Source organism: Hydrogenophaga flava NBRC 102514 (assembly GCF_001571145.1).
In the GTDB taxonomy this organism is placed as follows: domain Bacteria; phylum Pseudomonadota; class Gammaproteobacteria; order Burkholderiales; family Burkholderiaceae_C; genus Hydrogenophaga; species Hydrogenophaga flava.
On record NZ_BCTF01000015.1, the window covers coordinates 127,439 to 148,500 of the forward strand.

General features: G+C 68.5%; 22 protein-coding genes and 3 tRNA genes. 17 read left to right on the forward strand and 8 right to left on the reverse strand.

The window, feature by feature from the left end:
* Positions 1–8: 8 nt before the first annotated feature.
* The 3 genes from HFL01S_RS14385 to HFL01S_RS14395 are packed head-to-tail and all read left to right on the forward strand — an operon-like array spanning position 9 to position 3,390.
* A complete protein-coding gene (locus HFL01S_RS14385; RefSeq protein ID WP_066259709.1) occupies positions 9–1,631 on the forward strand; it encodes an RNA polymerase factor sigma-54 in 1,623 nt (540 codons plus the stop codon).
* Entirely contained in the window at positions 1,628–2,956 is a 1,329-nt protein-coding gene (locus HFL01S_RS14390; protein WP_066259710.1) for a THUMP domain-containing class I SAM-dependent RNA methyltransferase, read from the forward strand. The genes HFL01S_RS14385 and HFL01S_RS14390 overlap by 4 nt, the downstream gene beginning before the upstream one ends.
* Positions 2,953–3,390, forward strand: a complete 438-nt coding sequence (locus HFL01S_RS14395; RefSeq protein WP_066259712.1) for a putative toxin-antitoxin system toxin component, PIN family — start codon at positions 2,953–2,955, stop codon at positions 3,388–3,390. The genes HFL01S_RS14390 and HFL01S_RS14395 overlap by 4 nt, the downstream gene beginning before the upstream one ends.
* A gap of 3 nt (positions 3,391–3,393) precedes the next feature.
* Here the strand turns inward: HFL01S_RS14395 and HFL01S_RS14400 are convergent, their stop codons facing one another.
* Positions 3,394–5,013, reverse strand: a complete 1,620-nt coding sequence (locus tag HFL01S_RS14400; RefSeq protein WP_066259715.1) for an FMN-binding glutamate synthase family protein — start codon at positions 5,011–5,013, stop codon at positions 3,394–3,396.
* Between the two features lie 62 nt (positions 5,014–5,075).
* Between HFL01S_RS14400 and HFL01S_RS14405 the strand changes: the two genes are divergently transcribed.
* Positions 5,076–5,855: a UPF0149 family protein gene (locus HFL01S_RS14405; protein WP_066259717.1), complete on the forward strand. Its 780-nt coding sequence runs from the start codon at positions 5,076–5,078 to the stop codon at positions 5,853–5,855.
* An 18-nt stretch (positions 5,856–5,873) separates the two neighbouring features.
* Here the strand turns inward: HFL01S_RS14405 and HFL01S_RS14410 are convergent, their stop codons facing one another.
* From HFL01S_RS14410 to apaG, 6 genes are read right to left on the reverse strand one after another with little or no spacing between them, the layout of a single operon-like run.
* A complete protein-coding gene (locus tag HFL01S_RS14410) occupies positions 5,874–7,049 on the reverse strand; it encodes a DNA alkylation repair protein (protein WP_066259722.1) in 1,176 nt (391 codons plus the stop codon).
* Positions 7,050–7,057: 8 nt separating this feature from the next.
* A complete protein-coding gene (locus HFL01S_RS14415) occupies positions 7,058–7,546 on the reverse strand; it encodes a CinA family protein (protein WP_066259723.1) in 489 nt (162 codons plus the stop codon).
* Positions 7,547–7,550: 4 nt separating this feature from the next.
* Entirely contained in the window at positions 7,551–8,081 is a 531-nt protein-coding gene (locus tag HFL01S_RS14420; RefSeq protein WP_066259725.1) for a phosphatidylglycerophosphatase A family protein, read from the reverse strand.
* 33 nt (positions 8,082–8,114) lie between these two features.
* A complete protein-coding gene (gene thiL, locus HFL01S_RS14425) occupies positions 8,115–9,077 on the reverse strand; it encodes a thiamine-phosphate kinase (RefSeq protein WP_066259730.1) in 963 nt (320 codons plus the stop codon).
* Between the two features lie 4 nt (positions 9,078–9,081).
* A complete protein-coding gene (gene tlpB, locus HFL01S_RS14430; RefSeq protein WP_066259732.1) occupies positions 9,082–11,142 on the reverse strand; it encodes a transporter-like protein TlpB in 2,061 nt (686 codons plus the stop codon).
* A gap of 13 nt (positions 11,143–11,155) precedes the next feature.
* Positions 11,156–11,557, reverse strand: a complete 402-nt coding sequence (apaG, locus tag HFL01S_RS14435) for a Co2+/Mg2+ efflux facilitator ApaG/CorD (protein ID WP_066259783.1) — start codon at positions 11,555–11,557, stop codon at positions 11,156–11,158.
* A gap of 80 nt (positions 11,558–11,637) precedes the next feature.
* Here apaG and rpe point away from each other — a divergent pair, with 80 nt between their 5' ends.
* A complete protein-coding gene (gene rpe, locus HFL01S_RS14440; RefSeq protein WP_066259735.1) occupies positions 11,638–12,315 on the forward strand; it encodes a ribulose-phosphate 3-epimerase in 678 nt (225 codons plus the stop codon).
* On the forward strand, positions 12,315–13,022 hold the full coding sequence (gene gph / locus HFL01S_RS14445; RefSeq protein ID WP_066259740.1) for a phosphoglycolate phosphatase: 708 nt from the start codon (positions 12,315–12,317) through the stop codon (positions 13,020–13,022). Before rpe ends, gph begins: the two co-directional genes overlap by 1 nt.
* Here the strand turns inward: gph and HFL01S_RS14450 are convergent.
* Positions 13,012–13,617: a chalcone isomerase family protein gene (locus HFL01S_RS14450; protein ID WP_066259742.1), complete on the reverse strand. Its 606-nt coding sequence runs from the start codon at positions 13,615–13,617 to the stop codon at positions 13,012–13,014. The genes gph and HFL01S_RS14450 overlap by 11 nt on opposite strands.
* A 363-nt stretch (positions 13,618–13,980) precedes the next feature.
* On the opposite strand from HFL01S_RS14450, the gene trpE reads away from it, so the two are divergent.
* The 11 genes from trpE to HFL01S_RS14500 all read left to right on the forward strand — a co-directional run bounded on the left by trpE (position 13,981) and on the right by HFL01S_RS14500 (position 21,018).
* Entirely contained in the window at positions 13,981–15,480 is a 1,500-nt protein-coding gene (trpE, locus tag HFL01S_RS14455; RefSeq protein WP_066259744.1) for an anthranilate synthase component I, read from the forward strand.
* A 5-nt stretch (positions 15,481–15,485) separates the two neighbouring features.
* The gene (locus HFL01S_RS14460) at positions 15,486–16,079 is read left to right on the forward strand and encodes an anthranilate synthase component II (RefSeq protein WP_084383317.1); all 594 of its coding nucleotides are present in this window, start codon (positions 15,486–15,488) and stop codon (positions 16,077–16,079) included.
* Positions 16,076–17,149: a low-specificity L-threonine aldolase gene (gene ltaE, locus HFL01S_RS14465; protein ID WP_066259746.1), complete on the forward strand. Its 1,074-nt coding sequence runs from the start codon at positions 16,076–16,078 to the stop codon at positions 17,147–17,149. Before HFL01S_RS14460 ends, ltaE begins: the two co-directional genes overlap by 4 nt.
* Before the next feature lie 19 nt (positions 17,150–17,168).
* The gene (locus HFL01S_RS14470; protein WP_066259748.1) at positions 17,169–17,819 is read left to right on the forward strand and encodes a LysE family translocator; all 651 of its coding nucleotides are present in this window, start codon (positions 17,169–17,171) and stop codon (positions 17,817–17,819) included.
* 15 nt (positions 17,820–17,834) lie between these two features.
* Positions 17,835–18,902 carry an anthranilate phosphoribosyltransferase gene (gene trpD, locus HFL01S_RS14475; RefSeq protein ID WP_066259750.1) on the forward strand — a complete coding sequence of 356 codons (1,068 nt, stop codon included), beginning with the start codon at positions 17,835–17,837 and terminating at the stop codon, positions 18,900–18,902.
* Positions 18,903–18,910: 8 nt separating this feature from the next.
* Positions 18,911–19,054: a hypothetical protein gene (locus HFL01S_RS25105; protein WP_157538879.1), complete on the forward strand. Its 144-nt coding sequence runs from the start codon at positions 18,911–18,913 to the stop codon at positions 19,052–19,054.
* Positions 19,047–19,847 (forward strand): indole-3-glycerol phosphate synthase TrpC, encoded by an 801-nt coding sequence (gene trpC, locus HFL01S_RS14480; RefSeq protein WP_066259753.1) that lies wholly within the window; start codon positions 19,047–19,049, stop codon positions 19,845–19,847. The genes HFL01S_RS25105 and trpC overlap by 8 nt, the downstream gene beginning before the upstream one ends.
* 71 nt (positions 19,848–19,918) lie before the next feature.
* Positions 19,919–20,656, forward strand: coding sequence for a uracil-DNA glycosylase (locus tag HFL01S_RS14485; RefSeq protein ID WP_066259788.1), 738 nt, complete (start codon positions 19,919–19,921; stop codon positions 20,654–20,656).
* Between the two features lie 17 nt (positions 20,657–20,673).
* A tRNA-Tyr gene (locus HFL01S_RS14490) sits at positions 20,674–20,759 on the forward strand.
* A 32-nt stretch (positions 20,760–20,791) separates the two neighbouring features.
* Positions 20,792–20,865 (forward strand) — tRNA-Gly (locus tag HFL01S_RS14495).
* Positions 20,866–20,943: 78 nt separating this feature from the next.
* Positions 20,944–21,018 (forward strand) — tRNA-Thr (locus HFL01S_RS14500).
* Positions 21,019–21,062 lie beyond the last annotated feature (44 nt).

A 21,062-nucleotide genomic window follows, 5' to 3' on the forward strand; every position in this document is an offset into this window, starting at 1 on the left:
ATGAGCTGATGAAGCAAGGTCTGTCGCTGCGGGTGTCGCAGCACCTCGCGCTGACGCCGCAACTGCAGCAGTCGATCCGACTGTTGCAACTGTCCACGCTGGAGATGGCGCAGGAGGTCGAGCAGATGCTCGACGAGAACCCGTTCCTGGAACGGGGCGAGGAGGTGGCCGACCGCGAAGATTTCGGCGTGCAGACCGCAGACGCACCGGTGGTCGCCGGCGAGCAGCTGGAAGAAGCGGCGCAGCCGGTGGTCGAGCCGCGCAGCGCGGAGCCGGACACCCGTGCCACCCAGGCCGACAGCGCGGACAGCAGCAGCGACGACGTGGAGAGCCGGCTGGACGGCGCGGCCCCGGTCGAAGAGAGCTGGGAAGGCGACGGCACCGTCGAGATGGCGCCCGACGACAGCGAGTGGGGTGGCGATGCGCCGGCCCGCAACAGTGGTTCCGGCGGTGACGACGACGACACCGCCACCGCGTCCGACCTGGCGCGCGTGCCGGTCAGCCTGCAGGACCACTTGCACGATCAGGCCCGCTGCCTGCGCCTGTCCGACGAGGACGGCGCGGCGCTGTACTTCCTGATCGAATCGCTCAACGACGACGGCTACCTGGACGACAGCCTGACCGAACTGGCGCGCGCCTGCTGGCGCCTGACCGCCGGCCGGCCGGCCGACGAAGAACCGCGTTTCGATGAGGTCGAGGCGATCGAGCAGCGCCTGGGCACTGCACTGCAGTGGTTGCAGCAGATGGAGCCCACGGGCGTGGGTGCACGCGACCTGGGCGAGTGCCTGCGGCTGCAGATCATGGACCTGCGCAACACGCCGGCGGCCCGCGCGGCGCTGGCGATCTGCGAGCAGCCGCTGGAGCTGATGGCCAAGCGCGACATCAAGCGTCTGTGCGCCGCCACTGGCCACGACGACGAGACCGTGCGCGCGGCGCTGGCCCTGATCGCGCGCCTGGAACCCAAGCCGGGTCGGCGCTTCGTCGACGTCGAACGCAACGTGGTGGTGCCCGACGTGATCGTCACCCGCGCCGGTCGCGGCTTCAAGGTCTCGCTCAACGCCGAGGTGATGCCGCGCCTGCGCGTGCACGACGTCTATGCCAATGCCCTGCGAGGGGGGCGGCGCGAGGCCGGCGGCGAAGCGGGCCACGCGGCCATGCAGCAGCGGCTGCAGGAAGCGCGCTGGTTCATCAAGAACATCCAGCAGCGCTTCGACACCATCCTGCGCGTGTCCTCGGCCATCGTCGAGCGCCAGCGCAACTTCTTCATGCACGGCGAACTCGCCATGCGCCCGCTGGTGCTGCGCGAGATCGCCGACGAGCTGGGCCTGCACGAGTCCACCATCAGCCGCGTGACCACGGCCAAGTACATGGCCACGCCGTTCGGCACCTACGAACTCAAGTATTTCTTCGGCTCCAGCCTGGGCACCGAGACCGGCGGCAACGCGTCGAGCACGGCGGTGCGCGCCCTGCTCAAGCAGTTCATCGCGTCCGAAGAGCCGTCCAAGCCGCTGTCGGACAACCAGCTCTCGGACCTGCTCAAGGAGCAGGGCATCGAGTGCGCGCGTCGCACGGTAGCGAAATACCGCGAGGCGCTGCGCATCGCGCCGGCGAACCTGAGAAAAGCGCTTTGAACTCCCTCTCCCTTTTCCTCCCCTGCGCCGCCGGCGTGGAGGACTTCCTGGCCGCCGAGGTCACCCGCATCACCGGTGAAACCGCGGTGCACAAGTGGCGGGCCGGCGTGGCGCTGCAGGCGTCCAGGCGCGATGCGCTCAAGCTCAACCTGCACTGCCGCCTGGCGCAGCGCGTGCTGGTGCAGCTCTGGCACGGCGGCTACCGCAGCGAGAACGATCTCTATGCCGCTGCCAGCGAGGTCGCCTGGGAGATCTGGTTCACGCCGCAGCAGACCATCAAGGTCGAGGTCACGGCGCAGCACAGCCCGCTCAAGAGCCTGAACTTCGCGGCGCTCAAGATCAAGGACGCGGTCTGCGACCGTTTCCGCGACAAGCGCGGCGAGCGGCCCAGCGTCAACACCACCTGGCCCGACGTGCGGCTCTACGCCCACCTGACCACCGATACGGTCAGCCTCTACATCGACACCTCGGGCGAGCCGCTGTTCAAGCGCGGCTGGCGCGAGGACAAGGGGGACGCGCCGCTGAAGGAAACGCTGGCCGCGGCCATGATTGCCGCCACCGGCTGGAACGGCGCCGAAGCCGAATCGCTGGACGACATCGTGCCGCTGTACGACCCCTGCTGTGGCAGCGGCACGGTGGCGATCGAGGCGGCGCAGATCGCGCTGCGGGTCGCACCCGGCCTGCAGCGGCGCTTTGCGTTCGAGAAGCTGCTGCCGTTCCAGCCACACGTCTGGCACGCGCTCAAGGACGAGGCCGCGAAGCAGCGCCGCGACTGGCCGGCCGGGCGCAAGCCCATCGTGTTCGGCAGCGACGTGGCCTTCCGCATGGTCGACTTCGCGCAACGCAACGCCGAACGTGCGGGCGTGGCCTTTGCGATGGAGTTGCGCGGCGGCGACGCGCTGCAGCGCATGCCGCCGACCGACAAGCCCGGCGTGATGCTGCTGAACCCGCCCTATGGCGAGCGCATTGCGGCTGCCGGGGTGGCAGGGCAGAGCGCCCAGGTGCGGGCGGCCGAACGCGGTGCGCGTGCGCCCCGCACCTTCACCGTGGGTGCCAAGGCCGCTCCCGAGCCCGGCTTAGGCCGCGAGAGTGCCCAGATGGCCGATGGCAGCGACGGCAGCGATTTCTTCGCGCAGCTGGCCACGCACTGGAAGAGCCACTACGCGGGCTGGAGCGCCTGGCTGCTCACGCCCGACCTGAAGCTGCCGGGCAAGATGCGCTTCAAGGAGTCGCGCCGCGTGCCGCTGTGGAACGGTCCCATCGAGTGCCGGCTGTTCCGCTTCGACCTCACCGCGCGGCGCGCGCCGGCCGAGCCATCGGCATGACCGCCTCGCCGACGGTGCTGGTGCTCGACACCAACGTCGTGCTCGACCTGTTCGTTTACGAAGACCCGGCCACGGTGCTGCTGCGCGAGCGGCTGGCCGATGCGCAGACGCGCTGGCTGGCGACGCCGGTGATGCGCGAGGAATTGCGGCGCGTGCTGGACTACCCGCAGGTGGACAAGCGCCTGGCGTCCCGTGCCCTGACCGCCGACGGCGTGCTGGCGGCGTTCGACGCACGTGTGCAGATCGTGGACTTGGCGCCCAAGGCGCCCTACACCTGCAAGGACGGCGACGACCAGCAGTTCATCGACCTCGCGGTGCAACACCGCGCCACGCTGCTGAGCAAGGACAAGGCGGTGCTGTGCATGCGCAAGCGGCTGGCCACGCTCGGCGTGGCCGTCGGCCGGCAGTGGCCGGCGTGTCCACCGGGCGCCTGACCCTCAGACCTGCGCAAACTGCTCGGCGCTGGCGCTGGGCCAGTAGGTGGTGAACACCGCGTGCAGGCCCTGGATGTCGCCCAGCAGCGCACCAGGCGCCACGGTGGGCAGCAGGTTGGACAGCAGCCGGACCTCGTTCTCGTTCACGCGGCGCACGATGTGCTGGGCGCTGATTTCGCCCGGATGCTGCAGCCCGGCGGCCTGCACCAGCTCCTGCAGGGCCTTGAGGGTGTTCTGGTGGAAGTTGAAAACCCGTGTGGCCTTGTCGGGCACCACCAGGGCCTGCTGGCGCAGCGGGTCCTGCGTGCTGACGCCGGTCGGGCACTGGCCGGTGTGGCAGCTCTGGGCCTGGATGCAGCCCAGCGCGAACATGAAGCCGCGCGCGCTGTTGCACCAGTCGGCGCCGATGGCCATGGCGCGCGCGATGTCGAAAGCGCTGACGATCTTGCCCGAGGCGCCGATCTTGATGCGGTCGCGCAGGTTCACGCCCACCAGGGTGTTGTGCACCAGGCGCAGGCCTTCCTGCAGCGGCGCGCCGACGTGGTCGGTGAACTCCAGCGGCGCGGCGCCGGTGCCGCCCTCCGCGCCGTCGACCACGATGAAGTCGGGCGTTAGGCCGGTCTCCTGCATCGCCTTGACGATGGCGAACCACTCCCAGGGGTGGCCGATGCAGAGCTTGAAACCGGTGGGCTTGCCGCCCGAGAGCTCGCGCAGGTGGGCGATGAAACGCAGCATCTCGATGGGCGTGGCGAACGCGCTGTGCGCCGCCGGCGAGATGCAGTCCTGGCCCATCGGCACCCCGCGCGCGGCCGCGATTTCCGGCGTGACCTTGGGGCCGGGCAGCACCCCGCCGTGGCCCGGCTTGGCGCCCTGGCTGAGCTTGAGCTCGATCATCTTCACCTGCGGGTCGAGCGCGTTGGCCTTGAACCTGTCCTCGTTGAAGCGGCCCTGTTCGTCGCGGCAGCCGAAGTAGCCCGAACCGATTTCCCAGACCAGGTCGCCACCGTGCAGCCGGTGCCAGCTGCTGATGGAGCCTTCGCCCGTGTCGTGGGCAAAGCGCCCCTGCTTCGCGCCGCTGTTGAGCGCCTGGATGGCGTTGGCCGAGAGCGCACCGAAGCTCATGGCCGAGATGTTGAACACGCTGGCCTCGTAGGGCTGGGCGCAGGCCGGGCCGCCGATGGTGATGCGGAAGTCGTGCGAGGCCAGGTGGGTCGGGGCCAGCGAGTGGTTCAGCCACTCGTGGCCATCGGCCTTGACATCGAGCTGGGTGCCGAAGGGCCGCTTGTCGGTCTCGCCCTTGGCGCGCGCACAGGCCAGGCTGCGCTGGCTGCGCGAGAACGGCGCGGCCTCGGTGTCGCCTTCGATGAAGTACTGGCGCATCTCGGGCCGGATTTTTTCCAGCATGAAGCGCAGGTGGCCGATGACGGGGTAGTTGCGCAGCACCGCGCTCTTGGTCTGGCGCAGGTCCCGGTAACCCAGGATCGAGAGGCCGGTGAACACCAGGAGCCAGAAACCGCCGATGCCGAAGCCGACCAGGGTGAACAGGCTCAGCAGGGCGCACACCACGCACAGCGCAAGCGCGGTGTACCGCACGGGATAGAGGGCGTTGAGGCGGTCGAGCATGTCGGGAGTCCTGGGTGGCGCGGCTACACTGGCCCGCATCTTAAGACCCCACCCCCGACACGATGAGCCTGGATACCCTGCCCCCGATGGACAACGCCGAATTTGACGCCCTGGAGGCGGTCCTGGACGATCTCCGTTCCCGGGACGAAGAGGTGCCGCAGTGGGAGTTCTGCGAGGGCGCGATCGCGGCCCTGCTGTGCACCCGCCGCCCGGTGAGTGCGGAAGAGGCCCTGCCCGTGGTGGTGGGCGTCGGTGAGGACGAGGGAGACCTGTCGTTCAAGGACGCGGAACAGGCCGCCCTGTTCAGGGACCTGTGGACGCGGCGCTGGAACGAGGTGGCGGCGTCGCTCGCGGCCAAGGTCGAATCGCTGGACGACGACCGCGCCTACCACCCCGAGGTAATGGACGTGCGCGGCGCGGTGGCGATGCTGCCCGAGGCGGAGCGGGCGGAGATCGCGGACCAGCCGCTGCCGGCCTTCGGCCAGGTCTGGGCGCTGGGCTTCATGTTCGTGGTCGAGAACTGGGAAGAGGAGTGGACGCCGCCGCGCGACGCCGAGACCGCCGGCTGGATCGACGAGGCGCTGGACGCCATCGTGGTGCTGACCGAAGACGACACCGGCCAGCCCGCGTTCAACATGCACGCCGAAGAAGGGCCGCCGAGCGTGAGCGAGGCGCGCGCCAACGCCTTCGGTTCGGCGATCTGGGCGGTGTACGACCTGCACCAGATCTGGCAGAGCCTGGGGCCGCGCGTGGACCCCGTGCGCAAGTCGGCCGAACCCGGCCGCAACGACCCCTGCCCCTGCGGCAGCGGCAAGAAATTCAAGAAGTGCCACGGCGCCTGAGCGCCACCCGGAGGGGGCTCAGCCGCCTTCCGGCCCCTGGGCCGTGAGCTCGAACGCGGCCTCGGCGCACACCTCGCCGTTGACCTGCAGCTCGATGCGGTGCCAGCCCGGGTAGAGGGTGCGGGTGGTGACCGGGCGCAGGCTGTGGCGCTTGCTCAGGGTGCAGCGTTCGCCCGGCGCCAGCACCAGTTTCCAGCCCTTGAACACCTTGGGGCTGGTGCCGCCGTTGGCGCGCACGTGGTGCACCAGGTAGTCGATCACCAGGGTCTGCGGGGTCGCCGCCGTGCTGTGCAGTTGCGCTTGCAGTCCGATGTCTCCGCCGACGGCGGCACGGCTCGCTGACAGCTGCAGCCGGGACTCGCCCTCCAGTCCGCGCGCCAGGCCCCAGGCCGCCAGGGTGGGCGCGTGCCCTTGTTTGATCAGGCTGCGGCTGGCGTGGCGCAGCAGCGCCTCCCGCTGCGCGCCCGCGCTGGGCCGGTGGGTCTGCACCCAGGCTGCGACCAGGTCCGGATGGTCTTTGGCGATGTCGTTGAGGTGGTTGGCGACGCTGCGTCGCACATAGGCACTGGGGTCGTCCTGCAGGGCGAGCAGCAGGGGCAGCGTCGGCGCCGGATCGGCCACCAGCGCCTGCAGCCGCAGGCCCCAGGGCAGGCGGGGGCGCGAGCCTTCGCTGACCAGCCGGCGCACGTGGGCGCTGGGATCATGAACCCACTGCGCCAGCGTGGCGAACACGGCGTCGGGATGGCGCTGGATGAACGGGCGGATCGCGAACTCGGACGAGAAACGCTGGGTCAGGGCGTGCAGGCAGGCCAGGGCACGGGGCACGTCGTCCATGCCGCGCCGCGCCACGAACTCCGCCAGCGACCAGACCACCCAGCCGCGCAGGCCGGGTTCGTCGGCCTCGCCGTGTTCGTTGTTGGCCAGACCCACCGGTTCGCCCTCGGCGTCTAGCGGGGTCGGTGGCGCGAGGCTGGCCTCGATCAGGTCCGCGGCGTGTGCGAAACGGTCCGGCAGCGTGGCCTCCAGGGCGTCGGCCAGCTGCATCGCGCGGGCCTTGAATTCGAGCGCGTCGAGCCCGCTGGCCGCCTGTTGCTCGAACGCGGCGCGGTTGAAGCGGCGCCACACGCGCTGCAGGTGGCGGCCCGCGGTGTCGACGGTGCGGGCGCTGATCAGGTTCTTGAACGGCTCGGCCATGCCGCGGCTCAGGGGTGTTGCGACAGCCGCCGCAGCAGCCCGTCCAGCGCATGCGCCACAGTCGCCTGCCGCACGGCGGCGCGGTCGCCGTCGAAGCGCCGGTGCTCGGTGAACACCCCTTCGGGCGTGGCCCAGCCGAACCAGACCGTGCCCACCGGCTTGTCGGCGCTGCCGCCCGTGGGGCCGGCGATGCCGGTGACCGCCACCGACCAGTGCGCGTGCGCGTTCGCCACCGCGCCCGCGGCCATGGCGCGGGCCACCGCCTCGCTGACCGCACCGTGCGCCTCGATCAGCGCCGCCGGCACGCCCAGCAGCTCGCACTTGGCGGCGTTGGAATAGGTGACGAAGCCGCGCTCGAACCAGTCGCTGGAGCCGCTGATCTCGGTGCAGGCGCCAGCGATCAGGCCGCCGGTGCAGCTCTCGGCGGTGGCCATCATCTGCTCGCGCGCGCGCAGGGCGACGGCCAGCTGTTCCACCAGGGTCGGAATGGGGTGCATGGGGTCAGTACTTCCAGAGGGCGATCACGAGCAGCGTGCACAGGGCGGCGGCAAAGTCGTCGAGCAGGATGCCGAAGCCGCCGCGCGGGCCGAAGCCCTTGAAGGTGCGGTCGGCCCAGGCCATGGGGCCCACCTTGACGGCGTCGAACAGCCGGAACAGCGCAAAGGCGATGAGCTGGCCCCAGAAGCCCGTGGGCATGACCAGCCAGAGCACCAGCCAGAACGCGACCACCTCGTCCCAGACGATGTGGCCGGAGTCGGCGATGCGCATGTGCCGTGCGGTGACGGTGCAGGCCCACCAGCCGACGAGGGTGGCGGCCCCGATCAGCGCCGCCCAGCGCAGGTCGGTCATGAATGGCTGCAGCAGCACGAACGCCGCCCAGGCCCAGAGCGTGCCGACGGTGCCTGGCGCGGCGCGCGACAGGCCCGAACCGGCGCCCAGGGCGATGAAGTGCGCCGGGTGGGCGAGCAGGAATTTCAGGTCGGGCCGGTGAATGACCGGTGGAGGGGCGTCGGCGGCCAGGGTCTCGGACATGGCCGGATTATGGGTCCCGCGCCGGCCCCGGATTCAGGCGAAGTGGTCGTAGCTGCGTGCGCTCATCGGCCGCGCGCGGCCGTCCGGCCCGAGCAGGCGCAGCCCTGCTTCGGCGGTGATGCGGCCGATGCGCTGCACCGGGGTGTCGGTGGCCGCGCCCGCGCGCAGGACATCGTCCCGCGCCGACGCGGGAGCGGTGAACAGCAGCTCGTAGTCGTCCCCGCCGTTGAGCAGACACTCCAGGCGGTCCGCGTCGGCCAGTGGCTGCAGCGCTGGCGCCACCGGCAGCGCGGCCAGGTCGATCTCTGCGCCGACGCCGCTGGCCGCCAGGATGTGGCCGATGTCGCCCGCCAATCCGTCGCTGAGGTCGATGGCGGCGTGCGCCACGCCGGCCAGTGCCGCGCCCAGGGCCAGCCGGGGTGTCGGCCGCTCCAGCCGCTGGCGGCACAGGGTCTCGTCGGTCGGCGCCGCCAGCGCCCAGCCGGTGCCGCGCAGGCGCTCCAGCGCCAGCCGGGCCTCGCCGGTGCGCCCGCTCAGCCAGAGCTCGTCTCCGGCCCGGGCGGCGTCGCGGCGCAGCGCCTGGCCCGGTGCCACCTCGCCGAACACGGTGATGCAGAGGTTCAGCGGGCCGCGCGTGGTGTCGCCGCCCACCAGCGGACAGCCGTGCGCATCGGCCAGGGCCAGCAGGCCGTCGGAGAAGCTCGCCAGCCAGCCGTCGTCGGCCTGGGGCAGGGCCAGTGCCAGCGTGAAGCCCAGCGGCCGGGCGCCCATGGCGGCGAGGTCGCTGAGATTGACGGCCAGCGCCTTGTGGCCGAGGGTTCGGGGGTTCACGTCGGGGAAAAAGTGGCGGCCCTCGACCAGCATGTCGCTGGAGATGGCGAGCTGGTGGCCGGGGCTGGGCGTCAGCAGGGCGCAGTCGTCGCCGATGCCCAGCGCCACCGCAGGCCCGGACTTCGCGCGCTGGAAATGCCGGCGGATCAGCTCGAACTCGCCCACGCCGTCAGCCTCGCGTGGTCTCGGCGTCGGGGGCGTCGGCGCTCAGTCCGTCGTCGCTGGCGTCCGGCGGCGGCTCGGCGCCCGGGCGCGGCGGCAGCACGAAGCTCAGCGGGGCATGGCGCAGGCGGTGTCGCAGGGCGGCGTAGATGCGGCTGCGGTGCGCGTCGCTGATCGCCTGCGCCTTCAGAGCGAGCCGGAACGCCAGGTAGAAGCTCACCGCCAGGTTGATCGGGCCGACCACGGCCACGCCAGCCACGGCCGACCAGAACGCCGACTCGCGCAGCACGTCCCAGCCCAGCGACATGGCGGCGGCCGCCACCTGGCCGGCAGACAGCGTGACGTGGCGCACCTGCACACCCAGGCCGAAAAACTCAGCAAACGCCGGCACGATGCCCAGCATCAGGCCCAGCGAGATGTTGGCCGCCAGACCGGAGATGTTGCGGCGCAGGAAGCCGGCCCAGCGGTCGGCGCGTTCGCGCCCCAGCCAGCGGGTGGTGCGCGGGTTGTGCCGGATCGCCGAATCCAGGCGATGGAACACGAACCAGTTCTCGACCCAGCCCGCGATGATGCTGGAGGAGAACAGCAGCACGCCGGTGAAGGCGGCGAACAGCGCGGTCGGCCCCAGCAGATGCATGTCGTGCAGCACGTGCAGCGCCTTCTCAGCGTCGATCATGGGCGCGCCGGTGAACGCACTCAGCAGGCCGCTGATCAGCATGACCACCGGGATCACCACACCGACGTTGCCCAGGATGGCCGCGATCTGCGAACGCAGCAGGTTGGCCACCTCGTCGACGAAGCGCCGCACCGCGCCGGGCTGGCGGATGTCGCGCAGCTTGGCCACCATGGCCGGCGCCGTCACCGCCGGCTGCTTGGTCGCCACGGTCCAGTGCAGCAGCTGCACCAGCACGAAGAAGAAGGCGTAGTTCAGGCCGGCGGCGAAGCCGTTCCAGAACAGCGACAGGCCCAGGCCGTAGAGCGCGAACTTGACCCAGGTGGTCAGGCCGATGAGCGCGCCGCCGCCGGCCGCCTTGCCCAGCATCTGCCGGTACTCGGCAGCGTCGCGGGTGATGTAGTGTTCGCCGCTCTCGGCGCTGCGCTCGGCCACCTTGGCGGCGGTCAGGTGCGAGCTGCTGGCGATCAGCGCGCGCAGGCTGCGGTTGTCGTGGCCCACCTGGGCCAGATCGGCCAGCAGGGCCGCGGTGGCGCGCTCGGGCTGGGCCGACTGCAGGCAGTCCAGCAGTGATTTGGCGCGCAACACGCGCTCGCGCAGCTGGCGCAGCCGGAACACGATGCCGACCGAGACTCCGTGGGCGTCCAGGTGGGTGTAGACCGAATAGGCCGCGTGGCGGCAGGCGTCCAGCTGCGTGCGCAGGTGGGCGGCGGCGGCCTGCACCTCGGCGCTGTGCACGCCGTGGGCCAGCACCGCATCGCGCAGGTCTTCCATGTCCACCGGCAACTGGTGGAAGGTGCGCTCGGACTTGGCGGCCTCGGACATGCGCACGCGGATCTCGGCGGCGTAGCCCGTGGCCGTGATCTGGCCGACGCAGAACACCAGCGCGTCCAGCAGCGCCCGTTCCCAGAGGCCGGGTCCGGTGCCCACCGGTTCGTCCGGACCTGGGCTGAACAGCAGCGCGTGCAGCCGTTGCAGCGTCTGGCTGTCCAGGGCGCGCAGCCAGCGCACATCGTCGGCCGCGGGCAGCAGCAGGTCGAACAGGGCGCCCAGATCGGTGGTTTCGGGTGTGCCAGGCAGCAGCTTCTTGCGCACGCGGTGGCCGAATTCGCTGAGAAAAGCGGTGCGCGGTGCGAAGCCGTGGTCGGCCAGCAGCGGCGCCAGGTCCACGGTGTCGGTGAAGCGGCGCCACCAGGCGCGCCAGCGGCGCAGCCAGCCGGGGCGGGCTTCGGCGGTGTCGAGCAGCAACTGCAGCCGGGCCACGCTGGCCCGGGCATCGCCGTCGGTGCCGCGCACCCACTGCAGCACGTCGATCAGCCAGAGGTGCCGCTCGGCCAGCGACGCCTCGGGGGCCAGCCGGTCGAGCAGTCGGACCGGGTCCACAGCGCTGGTCACGGAGCGGCCTGCGTCAGTGCAGCACGCGCGGCGGCTGGTCGCTGCCACCGCCGCCGTCGGCCACCAGGGCGAACTCGGGCACCTCGGCCTCGAAGCGCTCGCCGTCCTCCGCCACGCAGAAGTAGCTGCCGCGCATGCTGCCCGAGCGCGTGCCCAGGCGGGTGCCGCTGGTGTACTGGAACGACTCGCCCGGCCGCAGCAGCGGCTGGTTGCCGACCACGCCCAGCCCCTTGACTTCCTCGGTGTGGCCGCGGGCGTCGTCGATGATCCAGTGGCGCGAAATCAGCTGCGCCGTCACGTCACCGGTGTTGGTGATGGTGATGGTGTAGGCGAAGGCGTAGATGTCTTCGTCCGGCGCGGACTGTTCGGCCAGGTACTGGGGCTCGACCTCGCAGGTGAACTGGTATTTCGGCATGGCGGGCATGTTACCGCGGCGCCGCAAAACCCGGCAGGCCCTGCGAAAATGCCGGAATTGCGCCCATCCAGACCCTTTTCATGACCACCTACCGCATCGCCCCGTCCATCCTGTCCGCCGACTTTGCCCGCCTGGGCGAGGAAGTGAAAAACGTCATCGCCGCCGGCGCCGACTGGGTCCATTTCGACGTGATGGACAACCACTACGTGCCCAACCTGACCTTCGGTCCCATGGTCTGCCAGGCGCTCAAGCCACACGCGAAAAAGCCCGACGGCACGCCGGTGCCGATCGACGTGCACCTGATGATCCAGCCGGTGGACGCGCTGGCCGGCGCTTTCATCGACGCAGGCGCCGACCTGGTGAGCTTCCATCCCGACGCCAGTGCCCACGTGCACCGCAGCGTGCAGGCCATCAAGGCCCGCGGCTGCAAGGCTGGCCTGACCTTCAACCCCGCGCAGCCGCTGGACGTGCTGGACTGGGTGATCGAGGACATCGACCTGATCCTGATCATGAGCGTCAACCCGGGTTTCGGCGGCCAGAGCTTCATCGACTCGGCGCTGAGAAAGATCGAGCAGGCGCGCAAGCGCATCGAGGCCAGCGGCAAGGACATCCGGCTGGAGGTGGATGGAGGCATCAAGGCCGACAACATCCGCCGTGTGGCCGACGCCGGCGCCGACACGTTCGTGGCCGGCAGCGCGATCTTCGGCAAGCCGGACTACAAGGCCGTGATCGATCAGATGCGCGCTGCGCTCGCCTGATGCTGGCCGGCATCAAGGCGGTGATCGTCGACCTCGACGGCACGATGGTCGACACCCTCGGTGACTTCGAGGAAGCGCTCAACCGAACCCTGGCCGATCTGGACCTGCCGCCGGTCACGCGCGCCCTGATCGAGCGCACCGTCGGCAAAGGTTCGGAGCACCTGATCCGCTCGGTGTTGGCGCACCAGCTGGCGCTGCCCGAGGTGACCGGGCTGTCCAATGTCTGCCAGGCGCGCAGTGTGGACACGCTCTACGAACCTGCCTGGCAGCGCTACCAGCACCACTACCTGCGCATCAACGGCGAGTTTTCCGCGGTCTACCCGGGTGTGGTCGAGGGGCTGGCAAAACTCAAATCAATGCGGCTGCCAATGGCCTGCCTGACGAACAAGCCGCTGGCATTTGCGCAGGGGCTGCTCAAGGCCAAGGCGCTCGACGGGTACTTCGGCTGGGTGTTCGGTGGCGACAGCTTCGAGCGCAAGAAGCCCGACCCGATGCCCATCCTGGGTACCTGCGCCGCCATGGGTGTCGAGCCCGGACGTGCGTTGATGGTCGGGGACTCCCAGAACGACGCCCTGGCGTCGCGGGCGGCGGGGTGTCCGGTCGCGCTGGTCACCTACGGCTACAACCACGGCCAGCCTGTGGCGCAGGCCCCCCACGACCTGCTGGTCGACTCGCTGCTTGAACTGGCGGATCGCCTTACTTCTTGATTCCGAGCAGGGCGTCCTTGAGCTGCCAGTCGGCCGGCTTGGGGCCGAGCCAGATGCGCATCAGGGCCTCGAAAAACTCCGGTTCCCGGAACGGCTCGCCTTCCACCTGGCCCTTGACCGTCAGCACGGTTCCGGTGCCGGGAATCCAGTCGAGGACAAAGTTCTCGCCGGTCTTGAGCACCTTGTGATTGGTGAACACCTGGCTCATGCGCAAGACACCGGGCACCAGCTTGGCAAAGCTGCCCTTTTCCATGTTGTCTTCCATGCCGCGGGAGAAAAGCTTGCCCAGTTCGGCCGAGTCGATGTCGCGCAGCATGGTGATGGTCATGCGCTTGGGGCCGGGCTGGTCCAGCAGCGCGTCGGGTGTGCTGGCGGGCTTCTCCACATAGAAGCCGGCGGTGTAGACCTTGAACACGGCCTTGTAGCGGATGCCGGCACCGTTGAGCACCAGGGGCTTGCCGGCCAGTGTCACCCGGTCTTCGAGCTTGACTCCTGCCACGTCCACCGTTGCTGACAGAGCAGGCAGGCTGGCCACGGCCAGGGACGTTGCCAGGACAAGCCTGGGCGCAAGCGGGTGAAGACGTGGCGTGGTCATGGGGATGGCTCCAAATAGAACGGTCGTTCGTTTTTGCATTGTCCGCAAACCCGACGCTGGAAACAAGCTCGGGATGACCCTGAGGTGCTCTCCGGTCGATGGCCGGCACCTTGCAGGCGACGCGCTTTGCTACACTGCGCCGTCATGTTCGCTTCTTTCACGTTCTCTGCAGGTTTCGCACCTGGCCGCAATGGCCGGGGAGCCTGGCCCTGGCGCAAGCCAGCGTAAACGTGCACTCCCCCCTCTGAAGGGGCACGGGCCGGCCCGCAGCGTCCGTCCCGCGCCCCGCAAGCCTGCAGCCCATACGGCTGCATCCCTCACAGACGGTCCCTGGCACCGCCCAGGCACCCCGGAGCAAGAACCGTGATCACCGAACTCGAATTCAAGAGCCTCACGCAACAGGGCTACAACCGCATCCCGCTGATGGTCGAGGCCTTCGCGGACCTCGAAACCCCGCTCTCGCTTTACCTCAAGCTGGCCCATGGCCGCGGCGATGGCGCCAACAGCTTCCTGCTCGAATCTGTTGTTGGCGGCGAGCGCTTCGGCCGCTACAGCTTCATCGGCCTGCCCGCCCGCACCCTGCTGCGCGCCAGCGGTTTCGGCGCTGAGGCCAGGACCGAGGTGGTTCGCGACGGCGTGGTGGTGGAAACCAACCACGGCAATCCGCTGGACTTCATCGCCGCGTACCAGCAGCGCTTCAAGGTGGCGCTGCGGCCCGGCCTGCCGCGCTTCTGCGGTGGTCTGGCCGGCTATTTTGGTTACGACGCGGTGCGTTACATCGAGAAGAAGCTGGAGAACACCTGCCCGCCCGACACCCTGGGCACGCCCGACATCCTGCTGCTGCAGTGCGAGGAGCTGGCGGTCATCGACAACCTCTCGGGCAAGCTCTACCTCATCGTCTACGCCGACCCGGCCCAGCCCGAGGCCTACGCCAACGCCAAGAAGCGCCTGCGCGAGCTCAAGGAGGCGCTCAAGTATTCAGTGGCGGCGCCGGTGGTCAAACCCAGCCAGAGCCACCCGGCCCAGCGCAGCTTCGCCAAGGACGACTACCTGACGTCGGTCGAACGCGCCAAGGAGCTGATCGCCGCCGGCGACTTCATGCAGGTGCAGGTGGGCCAGCGCATCAGCAAGCGCTACACCGAGTCGCCGCTTTCGCTCTACCGAGCGCTGCGTTCGCTCAACCCCTCGCCCTACATGTACTACTACCACTTCGGGGACTTCCACGTGGTGGGGGCGTCACCCGAAATCCTGGTGCGCCAGGAGCACACGGAAGAGGGGCAGAAGGTCATCATCCGCCCGCTGGCGGGCACCCGCCCGCGCGGCGCCACGCCTGAGAAGGACAAGGCGACCGAGGTCGAGCTGCTGGACGACCCGAAGGAGCGCGCAGAGCACGTGATGCTGATCGACCTGGCGCGCAACGACATCGGCCGCATCGCGAAGATCGGCACGGTCAAGGTGACCGAGGCGTTTGTGGTCGAGCGCTACAGCCACGTTATGCACATCGTGAGCAACGTCGAAGGCGTGCTGAACGATGGCATGACCAACATGGACGTGCTCAAGGCCACCTTCCCGGCCGGCACGCTGACCGGAGCGCCCAAGGTGCACGCCATGGAACTGATCGACCAGCTCGAACCGGTCAAGCGCGGCATCTACGGCGGCGCCTGCGGCTACCTGAGCTACGCCGGCGACATGGACGTGGCGATCGCCATCCGCACCGCCATCATCAAGGACCAGACCCTGCACGTGCAGGCCGCGGCCGGTGTGGTGGCCGACTCGGTGCCCGAGATGGAATGGAGGGAAACCGAACACAAGGCGCGCGCACTGCTGCGCGCGGCGGAACTGGTGGAAGAAGGCCTGGAGTGAACGCCATGACGAAAAAGATCCAACTCCTCATGGTGGACAACTACGACTCGTTCACCTTCAACATCGTGCAGTACTTCGGCGAATTGGGTGCCGACGTGACCGTGGTGCGCAACGACGAAATCACCGTCGACGAGATCCAGCGCCGCCTGGACGCCGGCCAGGTCGATCGCCTGGTGATCTCGCCTGGCCCCTGCTCACCGGCCGAAGCCGGCATCTCGGTGTCCGCCATCCAGCACTTCGCGGGCAAGCTGCCCATCCTCGGCGTATGCCTGGGCCACCAGAGCATCGGTGCGGCCTTCGGCGGCCAGATCATCCGGGCGCAGGAGCTGATGCACGGCAAGACCAGCGTCATCACCACCACACAGGAAGGCGTGTTTGCACACCTGCCCGAGCAGTTCACGGTCAACCGCTACCACTCGCTGGCCATCGAACGCGAGAGCTGCCCGGACTGCCTCAAGGTCACGGCCTGGACGCCCGACGGCGAGATCATGGGCGTGAAGCACAAGACCCTGGCGATCGAGGGCGTGCAGTTCCACCCGGAAAGCCTCCTGACCGAGCACGGCCACGCCATGCTCAAGAACTTCCTGGAGCAGGCATGAAAACGGTCGATCTGCGCAGCGATACCGTCACCCAACCAACGCAGGCCATGCGCGCCGCCATGATGGCCGCGCCGCTGGGGGACGATGTGTTCGGTGACGACCCGACTGTCAATGCGCTGCAGGACCGCATCGCTGCGCTGACTGACAAGGAGGCGGCGCTCTTCATGCCTTCGGGCACTCAGAGCAACCTGTGCGGCATCCTGGCGCACTGCGGGCGCGGGGACGAGTACATCGTCGGTCAGCTGGCCCACACCTACCGCTACGAAGGCGGTGGCGCGGCGGTGTTCGGCAGCGTGCAGCCGCAGCCGCTGACGCAGGATGTCCAGGGCCGTATGCAGCTCGCCGACATCGCGGCGGCCATCAAGCCCGACGATCCGCATTTCGCGCGCACACGGCTGCTGTGCCTGGAAAACACCTGGAACGGCCATGTGATGCACGACGACTACCTGCGCGGCGCCACGGCGCTGGCCCGAGAGAAAGGGCTCAACACCCATCTGGATGGCGCGCGGGTGTTCAACGCGGCGGTGGCTTCCGCCGCGCCAGGGCAGACCGCGTTCGCACGCTTGCGCGAGATCGCTGACCAGTTTGACAGCCTGTCCGTCTGCTTCAGCAAGGGTCTGGGCGCCCCGGTGGGGTCGGCCCTGTGCGGGACGCAGGATCTGATCCAGCGCGCGCGTCGCATCCGGAAAATGGCCGGAGGCGGTCTGCGCCAGGCCGGTCTGCTGGCCGCTGGCGCGCTGCACGCGCTGGACCACCACGTGGACCGGCTGGCCGAAGACCACGCCAACGCACGCCGCCTGACCGCAGGTCTGCGCGGCATCGATGGTCTGACGGTGAAATCGGCTGAGACCAACATCGTCTTCGTCGATGTGGCCGAGGGTCGTGGCCCTGCGCTGCTGGAGTTCTTGAAGGCGAACGGCGTGCTGGCCACCGGTCTCATCGGCCTGCGTTTCGTGACCCACCTCGATGTGGATACGGCCGATATCGACCATGCCATCGCCACCGTGCGCCGTTACTTTGCCGAGGCGCCCGCGGTTGGCCTCGCTGCCGGGCGCACCGGTCCCTACTGATCGGTTCAGGACCACCGCCATGCCCGACTCGACCCAGCTTCTCATGTTCATCGCAGCGGGCTGGCTGCTCAACCTCACGCCCGGCCCTGATGTGCTCTACATCGTCAGCAGCGCGCTCAAGAGCGGCGTGCGCGCCGGTATCGTCGCGGCGCTGGGCATCGTCAGTGGCTGCTTCGTCCACGTGTTCGCGGCCGCCTTGGGTGTGGGTGCGCTGCTGGCCACTTCCGCAACCGCCTTCACAGTGCTCAAGTGGGCGGGCGCGGCTTACCTGATGTGGATGGGCGTCAGGCTGCTGCTGGCCAGGGGTGGCAGTGCTTCCATCGTGCCGACCCGGGCGGACGGCGAGGCGGCGGTGAACCTGTGGCGCGTGTACCGCCAGGGCTTCCTGACCAATGTGCTCAACCCCAAGGTGGCGCTGTTCTTCCTTGCTTTTGTGCCGCAGTTCATCGCCCCTGGCACCGAAGACAAGGTGACCGCCTTTTTGCTGCTGGGTCTGCTGTTCAACCTGAACTCTTTGCCGATCAACTTTGGCTACGCCTGGCTGGCCGGCTGGGCCTCGCGCCGCGTCGGCGCTGTGCAGCGCGCCATGCACTGGATGGACCGCGCAGCAGGCCTGATGTTCATCGGCTTTGGCCTCAAGCTCGCCCTGTCCGACAATCCTTCCCGCTGATTCCCGGAGACGCCCATGCCCCACGCCCACAAGATCACCCCGCAGGAAGCCCTGCAACGCACGATCGAGCACCGCGAGATATTCCACGACGAGATGCTGCACCTCATGCGTCTGATCATGGGCGGCGAGATGTCGCCCGTGATGATGGCGGCGCTGATCACCGGCCTGCGTGTGAAGAAGGAAACCATCGGTGAGATCACCGCGGCCGCGCAGGTGATGCGCGAGTTCTCGACCAAGGTCCATGTGGCCGACAAGACGCACCTGGTGGACATCGTGGGCACGGGTGGTGACGGTTCGCACACCTTCAACATCTCCACCTGCTCCATGTTCGTGGCAGCCGCTGCCGGCGCCAAGGTCAGCAAGCATGGCGGGCGCAGCGTCTCCAGCAAGAGCGGCAGTGCCGATGTTCTGGAGAGCCTGGGCATCAACATCAACCTGCTGCCCGAGCAGATCGCGCGCAGCATCACCGAGGTGGGCGTGGGCTTCATGTTCGCCCCCAACCACCACCCAGCCATGAAGAACGTGGCGCCGGTGCGCCGCGAGCTGGGCATCAAGACCATCTTCAACATCCTGGGGCCGCTGACCAACCCGGCCTCGGCGCCCAACATCCTGATGGGCGTGTTCCACCCGGACCTGGTCGGCATCCAGGTGCGCGCGCTGCAACGCCTGGGTGCAGAACACGCGGTGGTGGTCTATGGCCGCGACGGCATGGACGAGGTGTCGCTGGGTGCCGCCACCATGGTGGGTGAGCTCAAGAACGGCGAGATCGCCGAGTACGAAATCCACCCCGAGGACTTCGGCCTGACCATGGCCAGCAGCCGCGCGCTGCGCGTTGAGACGCCCGAGGACTCCAAGGCCATGTTGCTGGGCGTGCTGGAGAACCGGGATGATCCGGTGCTCAAGGCGGCCCGAGACATCGTGGCGCTCAACGCCGGTGTGGCGCTGTATGCGGCCAACGTCGTCCCCGACATGGCGCAGGGCATTGCGCTGGCGCGCCGCACCCTCGAATCGGGTGCCGCGGCGGCCAAGCTGCGTGAGCTGCAGGCGTTCACCCAGTCGGCAGTCGCCGGCGCGGGCGCCTGAGGTGCGCCGTGCCCGTGTGGCTTCAGAACGAGGGCGCCTGGATTGCGTTGGGCGTCTCTGCCCTGTTCATCGTCGCCGGTGTGGCCATGCACCGCGTCATCAAGAAGGTGCTGCAGACGCCGCAGCCCGAGGAATCGCAGAAACATGAGTGACATCTTGAACCAGATCGTGGCGGTCAAGCGCGAAGAGATTGCCGCCGCGCGCAAGAAGAAGCCGCTGGAGGCGATGCGCTTCGATGCCGAAAGTCGTGTGCTGACGCGTGATTTCGAAGGAGCCCTGCGCGCCAAGATCGCAGCTGGTCAGGCCGCGGTGATCGCCGAGATCAAGAAGGCCAGCCCGAGCAAAGGCGTGATCCGCGAGGACTTCATTCCCGCCGACATTGCCCAGAGCTACGCCGAGGGCGATGGCCGGGTCACTGCGGCCTGTCTGTCGGTGCTGACCGACCGCCAGTTCTTCCAGGGCAGCGCGGACTACCTCAAGCAGGCGCGTGCCAGCTGCGACCTGCCGGTGCTGCGCAAGGATTTCATGGTCGACCCGTACCAGGTCTACGAGGCCCGGGCCATGGGCGCGGACTGCATCCTGCTGATCGCAGCTTGTCTGGATGATGCGCAGATGGCCGACCTGGAAGCCATCGCCATGGGCATGAACATGGCGGTGCTGGTCGAGGTGCACGATCGCGAAGAGCTGCGCCGTGCGCTCCGGCTGAAAACGCCTCTGCTGGGCATCAACAACCGGAACCTGCGCACCTTCGAGGTGACCTTGCAAACCACGCTGGACATGTTGCCCGAGGTGCCGGCCGACCGGCTGCTGGTCACCGAGTCCGGAATTCTCGGGCGAGAGGATGTGCGAACCATGCGCGAGGCAGGCGTGCATGCCTTCCTGGTGGGCGAGGCCTTCATGCGTGCGCCCGAGCCCGGGCTGGCGCTGGCCGAGCTGTTTGCCTGAGCTCTGTGGCTATGCAACAGGCTGCCTTCGACTGGGACGGCGTGGCGCCGACCCGCCCATCGACCGATCCGATGCCCTGGCTCAGGGCGGTCGACCCGGCCCGGTGGCCGGTCGCAGATGCCTGGCGTCCGGTGCTCGACCGGTTCTGGTCGGACAGGGCCGGGCAGGGGCTGTTGGGCTTCCTTCGTGAGCGCCTGAAGAGCGGCGCGGTGATCTACCCGCCGGAACCCTTGCGGGTCCTGTCCTGGGGAGGTCCGGCCGATGTCCGTGTGGTGATCGTCGGGCAGGACCCCTATCACGGACCAGGGCAGGCCGAAGGGCTGGCGTTTTCAGTGGCGCCGGGTATGCGCAAACCCCCGAGCCTTCGCAACATCTTCAAGGAGCTGCACCGTGACCTCGGCCTGCCGGTGCCGGACGATGGCTCGCTCGTGCCGTGGTCGAGGCAGGGGGTGTTGCTGCTCAACACCTGCCTGACGGTGGAGGATGGTCAGGCAGGGAGTCATGCAGGGCAGGGTTGGGAAGTGCTCACTGATGCCGTGATAGAGGCATGCAGCGCATCGACTGCGCCCAAGGTATTCCTGTTGTGGGGTGCTCACGCCCAAAAGAAGGCCGACTTGATCGATGTGTCCCGTCACAAAGTGCTGTATGCGAACCACCCTTCGCCCTTGTCTGCCAGCCGCGGTCCTGTCCCGTTCCTTGGGTGTGGCCACTTTGGCGCGGCGAACAGGTGGCTGGCGGAGCAGGGTTTTGCGCCAATTGACTGGTCGTTGGTGGGTGAGAGTGACACGGCCAAAAAAACCGTGGCATAATGTTGGGCTGCGTTTGTGGAGGGGTGGCCGAGTGGTTAATGGCAGCAGACTGTAAATCTGCCCTCTTGCGAGTACGCTGGTTCGAATCCAGCCCCCTCCACCAATAACTGCAGATGTGAGAGCGACGGAATCTGTGCGGGAGTAGTTCAATGGTAGAACCCCAGCCTTCCAAGCTGATGACGCGGGTTCGATTCCCGTCTCCCGCTCCATCTTCGGTTGTTGACTCCGCCTGACCTGCGGACGTGGAGTTTGAATTTCAGGGTGTCCGGCGTGTGTCGGATGTCTTGGCCCTTGTGGCTCAGTGGTAGAGCACTCCCTTGGTAAGGGAGAGGTCGCGGGTCCGATTCCCGCCAAGGGCACCATCTTTGTTCTGGTGTTTCGGCAATTTTGTTTTGGAGCTGAAAAA

Excerpts from the sequence above, each read along its gene's own strand:
- HFL01S_RS14415 (WP_066259723.1), bottom strand. The coding sequence starts at position 7,546 with ATGCACCCCATTCCGACCCTGGTGGAACAGCTGGCCGTCGCCCTGCGC.
- HFL01S_RS14460 (WP_084383317.1), top strand. The coding sequence starts at position 15,486 with ATGACGAAAAAGATCCAACTCCTCATGGTGGACAACTACGACTCGTTC.
- HFL01S_RS14400 (WP_066259715.1), bottom strand. The coding sequence starts at position 5,013 with ATGCTCGACCGCCTCAACGCCCTCTATCCCGTGCGGTACACCGCGCTT.
- gph (WP_066259740.1), top strand. The coding sequence starts at position 12,315 with ATGCTGGCCGGCATCAAGGCGGTGATCGTCGACCTCGACGGCACGATG.
- apaG (WP_066259783.1), bottom strand. The coding sequence starts at position 11,557 with ATGCCGAAATACCAGTTCACCTGCGAGGTCGAGCCCCAGTACCTGGCC.
- HFL01S_RS14485 (WP_066259788.1), top strand. The coding sequence starts at position 19,919 with ATGCCCTGGCTCAGGGCGGTCGACCCGGCCCGGTGGCCGGTCGCAGAT.
- rpe (WP_066259735.1), top strand. The coding sequence starts at position 11,638 with ATGACCACCTACCGCATCGCCCCGTCCATCCTGTCCGCCGACTTTGCC.
- HFL01S_RS14385 (WP_066259709.1), top strand. The coding sequence starts at position 9 with ATGAAGCAAGGTCTGTCGCTGCGGGTGTCGCAGCACCTCGCGCTGACG.
- trpD (WP_066259750.1), top strand. The coding sequence starts at position 17,835 with ATGCCCCACGCCCACAAGATCACCCCGCAGGAAGCCCTGCAACGCACG.
- HFL01S_RS14420 (WP_066259725.1), bottom strand. The coding sequence starts at position 8,081 with ATGTCCGAGACCCTGGCCGCCGACGCCCCTCCACCGGTCATTCACCGG.
- trpC (WP_066259753.1), top strand. The coding sequence starts at position 19,047 with ATGAGTGACATCTTGAACCAGATCGTGGCGGTCAAGCGCGAAGAGATT.
- HFL01S_RS14450 (WP_066259742.1), bottom strand. The coding sequence starts at position 13,617 with ATGACCACGCCACGTCTTCACCCGCTTGCGCCCAGGCTTGTCCTGGCA.
- HFL01S_RS14410 (WP_066259722.1), bottom strand. The coding sequence starts at position 7,049 with ATGGCCGAGCCGTTCAAGAACCTGATCAGCGCCCGCACCGTCGACACC.
- HFL01S_RS14470 (WP_066259748.1), top strand. The coding sequence starts at position 17,169 with ATGCCCGACTCGACCCAGCTTCTCATGTTCATCGCAGCGGGCTGGCTG.
- ltaE (WP_066259746.1), top strand. The coding sequence starts at position 16,076 with ATGAAAACGGTCGATCTGCGCAGCGATACCGTCACCCAACCAACGCAG.
- HFL01S_RS14405 (WP_066259717.1), top strand. The coding sequence starts at position 5,076 with ATGAGCCTGGATACCCTGCCCCCGATGGACAACGCCGAATTTGACGCC.
- HFL01S_RS14395 (WP_066259712.1), top strand. The coding sequence starts at position 2,953 with ATGACCGCCTCGCCGACGGTGCTGGTGCTCGACACCAACGTCGTGCTC.